Here is a 5102-nt window from a genome sequence, read left to right as displayed (position 1 = left end):
TATGGGAGTGATCGGGGGGAAATTTAGGCACTTTTTCCCTGAAAATTAGGTAATTGGCCACCTCAAAACTGGTAAAACCCCACACCCCACACCCCACACCCCACACCCTACCCCCCGGAAAAACTTTTTGCCGCAAACCCTAACTAAACAGCCCCAAGGTGATTCTCCCCGTTGGCAACCCTAATCCCGCAACAATTAGAGGCAACACCGATGATGACTGGCGCTTCCCCTGCTTTCCACCCACCCGCCGATTCTTCTGGGGTAAAAGTGCAGTGCCATGGACGATTATTATGGCTAGGCATAGGTTGCATCCGTGGGACGGAGAAGGCGGTCATAGATAGGGCAATTAGGGCTGTTTTTCAGCGTTATCACCTCTCTTTAGCCGCTATTGCCGGTATCGCCACCCTTGACATCAAAGCTGATGAACGGGGTTTAATTACCTACTGTCAGGAGAAAGGATTGCCCCTAAAAACTTTTACTGCCGAGGAGTTGAGAGATATTAATGTCCCCAATCCCTCAGCTATTGTCAACAAGCAAGGGGGAACTCCTAGCGTCGCCGAAGCCGCCGCTTTAAAAATGGGCGAGATTTTGCTAGTCAGCAAGCAAATAGAAGCAAAATCGGTGACGGTGGCGGTTTCTTTGGCAGCAAGGGAATATAGAGGATACGAAATCGATGCTTAAACAGGTTTTATTTCTTAGTAATGGTCATGGCGAGGATTTAAATGCTAGTTTAATTGTGGGGGAATTACAAAAAATTCAGCCCCAATTATCTATAGCTGCTTTGCCTTTAGTGGGAGAGGGAAAAGCTTATCAAAAATTGCCAGTACCAATTATTGCCCCCACTGCCACTATGCCATCGGGGGGAATTATTTATACTAATCCTTTTAATTGGATTAAAGATATTGGGGCGGGATTAATCGGTCTAACTATTAAACAAATTCAGGCAGCTTTTAAAGTTAGTAAGAATTGTGATTTATTGATAGCAGTGGGGGATATTGTACCGATTGCGATTGCTCGTTTAACTGGTCGTCCTTTTGTGGCTTTTATTGTTTCTACTTCCAGTTATTACGAAGGTACAATTAAATTACCTTTACTGACAGAATTATGTTTAAGATCAGACAAGTGTTTAAGGGTTTTTACCAGAGATAAATATACAGCAACAGACCTACAAAATCGGGGTATTAAAAAAGCGATTTTTGCTGGCTATCCGATTATGGATGTCTTAACACCAACGGGTAAAGATTTGGAATTAGATAGTCAAATTCCCATGATTGCTTTATTAGCGGGGAGTCGTTTACCCGAAGCTTTGAGTAATTTAGCTTTACAGTTACAAGTCTGTGAGGAAATAGTTAAAATTAAACCGATGCAGTTTCGGGCTGCTATCATTCCTAGCATCAGAGAAACCGACTTAGAAAATTTGGCTAAACAAGAGGGATGGCATTATTTAGGAGCGGGAAAACTAGAGAAAAATGGGGCTAAGGTGTGCTGTTATCGTGATGCTTTTGCCGATATTCTACACCATTGTGACGCTTGTTTAGCCATGGCGGGGACAGCAGTAGAACAAGCGGTAGGATTAGGAAAACCCGTCCTACAAATACCCGGATTTGGTCCCCAATTTACCTACCCTTTTGCTGAGGCACAAATGCGCTTATTAGGGGAATCGGTGATAACTATTGGAAAGAAACCCACGGAGGTGAATTTATTTAAAAATGCTGCGGTTAAAATTATCGATATTTTGGCAGATTCTCAGTATTTACAAAGATGTTTAGAGAACGGTAAAATTAGAGTGGGAGAGTCCGGAGGTAGCAGGAAGATTGCCGAGGAAATTTATATAAACTTAGGGTGTTAAGTAGCTAGTTATAATTAAATTAAAAATGGATTTTAGGTTCGATCCCCCCTACCCCCCTTGATAAGGGGGGTATCTGAAAGTTTTTAATACCTACCTACTTAGGGCTTGCTGAATAAATCTAAAAACCTTGTTGGATAAGACTTTTAGACTTTTTTTCCCTCAAAAAGTGCCAGCCATTGCGGGGATCGGGGGGAAAATCCCTGGACTTTTTCCCTGAAAATTAGGTAACTGACTACCTCAAAATCGGTAAAACCCCACACCCCACACCCCACACCCCACACCCTGCCCCCAGGAAAAGCTTTTTCAGCAAACCCTACTTAGGGCAGCGTAATCCAGCTTAAAATTAGCTCAATTACCTTTTAATTAACCATCATCATTTTTCTGAACAGATAAAAACTCAGCCACCGCTTGATTAAAAGTTTCAGGTTCCCCTAAAAATGCCCAATGATTACCCGGTATCTTTTTAATCTCTAGAGAAGTTAAATACTTTTTATAGGATTGAATTTGCCAAGCAGTGCGATTTAATCCCTGTTGGGGAAGGATCAATAAACTGGGAATATCTAAAGTTTTAGTTAATCCGGCAAACCCCATGACATCCTCAAAAATTTCCCCGCGTGCCGATAAAGTAAATTTACTGCTCCAACTGCCATCAGCTTTTTGTTCAATGGCATTTTTAAACACCTCTTGCTGTAAATTTGACCAACCTTTATATTGTTTTAATTGACGAGCGATCGCTTCTATGCTCTGATAACTATCAAAGGAACGAGTAATCTTTAAAAAGGGCAAAACTTGATAGAGAATTGGAAAAGTTATCCTAATCCAACTAGGCATTTTATCGATAAAAAAGGGATCGACTAAAATTAAACTCTTAAATACTTCTGGCTGTTGAGTTGCCCAAATTGCCGCTATTTTAGCACTCCAAGAATGACCTAAAATATGTGCTTGCGTCCAACCTAAATGATTAATTAAAGCCCTTAAATCGCCGATATAATCCTGAAAGTGATAACCGGTTGCGGGTTTACCGCTTTCCCCATGTCCCCGCAAATCTGGGGCAATAACTTGATAATTTGAGCTTAAATAATCGCCCAAACTTGACCAAACCAAAGCATGATCCGCCATGCCGTGCAATAATAGTAGAGGGATACCTCGATCGCTCCATTGTAAATAGGAAATTTCCATCGAGTTATTGGTAAAAGTCCGGCGTTGTGGCATAAATTCTCGGCTGATTTTTACTCTATAATTTAAATATCACTTAATAAAACTTCATACAATGGCACTACAATCGCCCCTCACTGCCACTAGCTTAGAGCAATTGTCTTGGACATGGCAAGGTCACACCATCCCCTACACTGTGCGGGGAGAAGGACAACCCCTAGTATTAATTCATGGTTTTGGGGCATCTATCGGTCATTGGCGCAAAAATATCCCCGTTTTAGCGGAAAATGGCTATCAAGTCTATGCCCTAGATCTCTTGGGATTTGGGGGTGCGGATAAGCCCGCTTTAGATTATAGTCTCAACCTTTGGCAGCAGCAAATACAAGACTTTTGGCGAGAAAAAATCGCAAAACCGACCGTATTTGTCGGTAATTCCATCGGGGGACTGATTGCCTTAATGCTGATGGCAGAATCTCCCGAAATCACTGCCGGAGGAGTAATTATCAACTGTGCTGGAGGATTAAACCATCGTCCCGAAGAATTAAATTTCCCTTTGCGTTTAATCATGGCTGCCTTTACCGGTTTAGTTAGTTCTCCGGTGACAGGAAAGTTTATTTTTGAACAGGTAAGGCAGAAAAATCGCATCCGGAACACCTTAAAACAGGTTTATCGCGACCATACCGCGATTACCGAGGAATTAGTCGAAATTCTCTATCAACCCTCCTGTGATGCGGGTGCGTGGGGAGTGTTCGCATCGGTGTTGACAGCACCCTCCGGACCTTCTCCCCAGGAATTATTACCGCCAATCGATCGCCCTTTATTGGTACTCTGGGGAGAGGATGACCCTTGGACACCGATCGCTGGTTCGGTAATTTACCAAGAAAGAGCTAAAATGGGCAATAATACCCAATTTTATCCGATTGCCAAAGCCGGTCACTGTCCCCACGATGAACATCCCGAAAAAGTTAATCAATTAATTTTGAGTTGGCTGTCGGAAATGGGGATTTAGTCAGTTATGGAAGATTTTAGCGATTAATAGTTACTGGAGAAATCTGCCAATCGGGGCGAAGATTTTTCGCCCCTCGGAGATAGACGTGCTGCATTTCCCCTTGTAGTTTGGGAGTATTAACGTGGAGAATTACGCGAATACACTTTTCCAGACTACTAGCGACCTGCATCTGTTGCACATCGAGGAGGGGGACATTTTGCCAGTCGGGACGTTCGCGAGCGATAGCAGCGGGGAAAATCGCGTCTAAATCCTGAGTTGCCGTAAAGATAATACTAACAATATCATCGGGATCGAGACTATTGTGAATTTCGATCGCTTCGAGGAGTTCTGTTACTGCTTCTCGTATAGCTTCAATAGTATTAACCGTTACCGTCGTTGCTCCCCGAATGGCTCGAACCTTCCACTGCACGATTGTTATCCTCCGATAATCCTGATGAGTCAATTTTAGGGGTTAACGCGCCCTTTTTCTCGACTTTAATCTGGTCATCAGGGTCGGTATAACCACAACAGTTGTCCGTTCACTTCTAATTCAAATTCTAGACGCTGTAGGGTTTTTTGTAATCCTAGGGGTATTTGGGAACGATTGCCCGTCAGACGACTGAGCAGGGGTTTCGGTTCTTCGATAGTCTGACATTTAGTTTTATCTGGGGGTAATCCTGCCAATTCTAGCGCCCAAAGTCGGGCATCTTCCTCGGTTCCTAAGCGATCAACGACTCCTAATTCTAACGCCTGTTGACCGGTAAAAATGCGCCCATCGGCAAAACTTTTCACCTGATTGACATCTAAATTTCTGGCTCCGGCGACGGTTTGCAGAAATTGCTGATAACTGGTATCGATCATATCCTGAAGAATTCTTTCTTCTTCATCAGTTAATTCTCGATCGAAGGAGAGAATATCTTTATAAGGGCCCGATTTAATCACTTTAAACGAAACTCCCACCTTATCCAACAATAGATCTCTTGCAAAAGTAATCAAGATATATCCTTTTGTCGGTAACGAAGTTCGTAATTGTAGATACCAGCAATCAAATTCAATCTCAGACCAAATCGCCGTCTGCGATTTCTGTATCTTGATGAAAGTATCCGAAAT

General features: G+C 42.8%; 5 protein-coding genes and 2 pseudogenes. 3 read left to right on the top strand and 4 right to left on the bottom strand.

What is annotated here, in order from left to right; translation table 11 throughout:
• Window positions 1-213: 213 nt before the first annotated feature.
• Together IM496_RS01880 and IM496_RS01875 are read left to right on the top strand one after the other, a co-directional pair.
• A complete protein-coding gene (locus tag IM496_RS01880; protein ID WP_194018415.1) occupies window positions 214-681 on the top strand; it encodes a cobalamin biosynthesis protein in 468 nt (155 codons plus the stop codon).
• A complete protein-coding gene (locus IM496_RS01875) occupies window positions 674-1849 on the top strand; it encodes a lipid-A-disaccharide synthase-related protein (RefSeq protein ID WP_287661069.1) in 1176 nt (391 codons plus the stop codon). Before IM496_RS01880 ends, IM496_RS01875 begins: the two co-directional genes overlap by 8 nt.
• Window positions 1850-2212: 363 nt before the next feature.
• Here IM496_RS01875 and IM496_RS01870 read toward each other — a convergent pair whose 3' ends face one another.
• A complete protein-coding gene (locus tag IM496_RS01870) occupies window positions 2213-3061 on the bottom strand; it encodes an alpha/beta fold hydrolase (RefSeq protein ID WP_287661067.1) in 849 nt (282 codons plus the stop codon).
• A gap of 58 nt (window positions 3062-3119) precedes the next feature.
• Between IM496_RS01870 and IM496_RS01865 the strand changes: the two genes are divergently transcribed.
• Complete coding sequence (locus tag IM496_RS01865) at window positions 3120-4013, top strand: alpha/beta fold hydrolase (protein ID WP_287661065.1); 894 nt, start codon at window positions 3120-3122, stop codon at window positions 4011-4013.
• Window positions 4014-4029: 16 nt separating this feature from the next.
• On the opposite strand, the gene aroH is transcribed toward IM496_RS01865, so the two are convergent.
• The 3 genes and pseudogenes from aroH to IM496_RS01850 form a co-directional block, all read right to left on the bottom strand.
• Complete coding sequence (aroH, locus tag IM496_RS01860) at window positions 4030-4431, bottom strand: chorismate mutase (protein WP_043998359.1); 402 nt, start codon at window positions 4429-4431, stop codon at window positions 4030-4032.
• Between the two features lie 68 nt (window positions 4432-4499).
• Window positions 4500-4967: pseudogene (locus tag IM496_RS01855) on the bottom strand (S49 family peptidase); the annotation flags it as partial.
• Between the two features lie 17 nt (window positions 4968-4984).
• A pseudogene (locus IM496_RS01850) lies at window positions 4985-5102 on the bottom strand (IS5 family transposase); the annotation flags it as partial.

The organism is Microcystis sp. M049S2 (assembly GCF_020245625.1).
Lineage (GTDB): Bacteria > Cyanobacteriota > Cyanobacteriia > Cyanobacteriales > Microcystaceae > Microcystis > Microcystis ichthyoblabe_A.
Note: the sequence above shows the minus strand (reverse complement) of the source record. Positions and strands in the feature narration are given on the sequence as shown.

Bases quoted from the DNA above. Each gene is read 5' to 3' on its own strand.
- IM496_RS01870 (WP_287661067.1), bottom strand. From the start codon at position 3,061: ATGCCACAACGCCGGACTTTTACCAATAACTCGATGGAAATTTCCTAT.
- IM496_RS01875 (WP_287661069.1), top strand. From the start codon at position 674: ATGCTTAAACAGGTTTTATTTCTTAGTAATGGTCATGGCGAGGATTTA.
- IM496_RS01880 (WP_194018415.1), top strand. From the start codon at position 214: ATGACTGGCGCTTCCCCTGCTTTCCACCCACCCGCCGATTCTTCTGGG.
- IM496_RS01865 (WP_287661065.1), top strand. From the start codon at position 3,120: ATGGCACTACAATCGCCCCTCACTGCCACTAGCTTAGAGCAATTGTCT.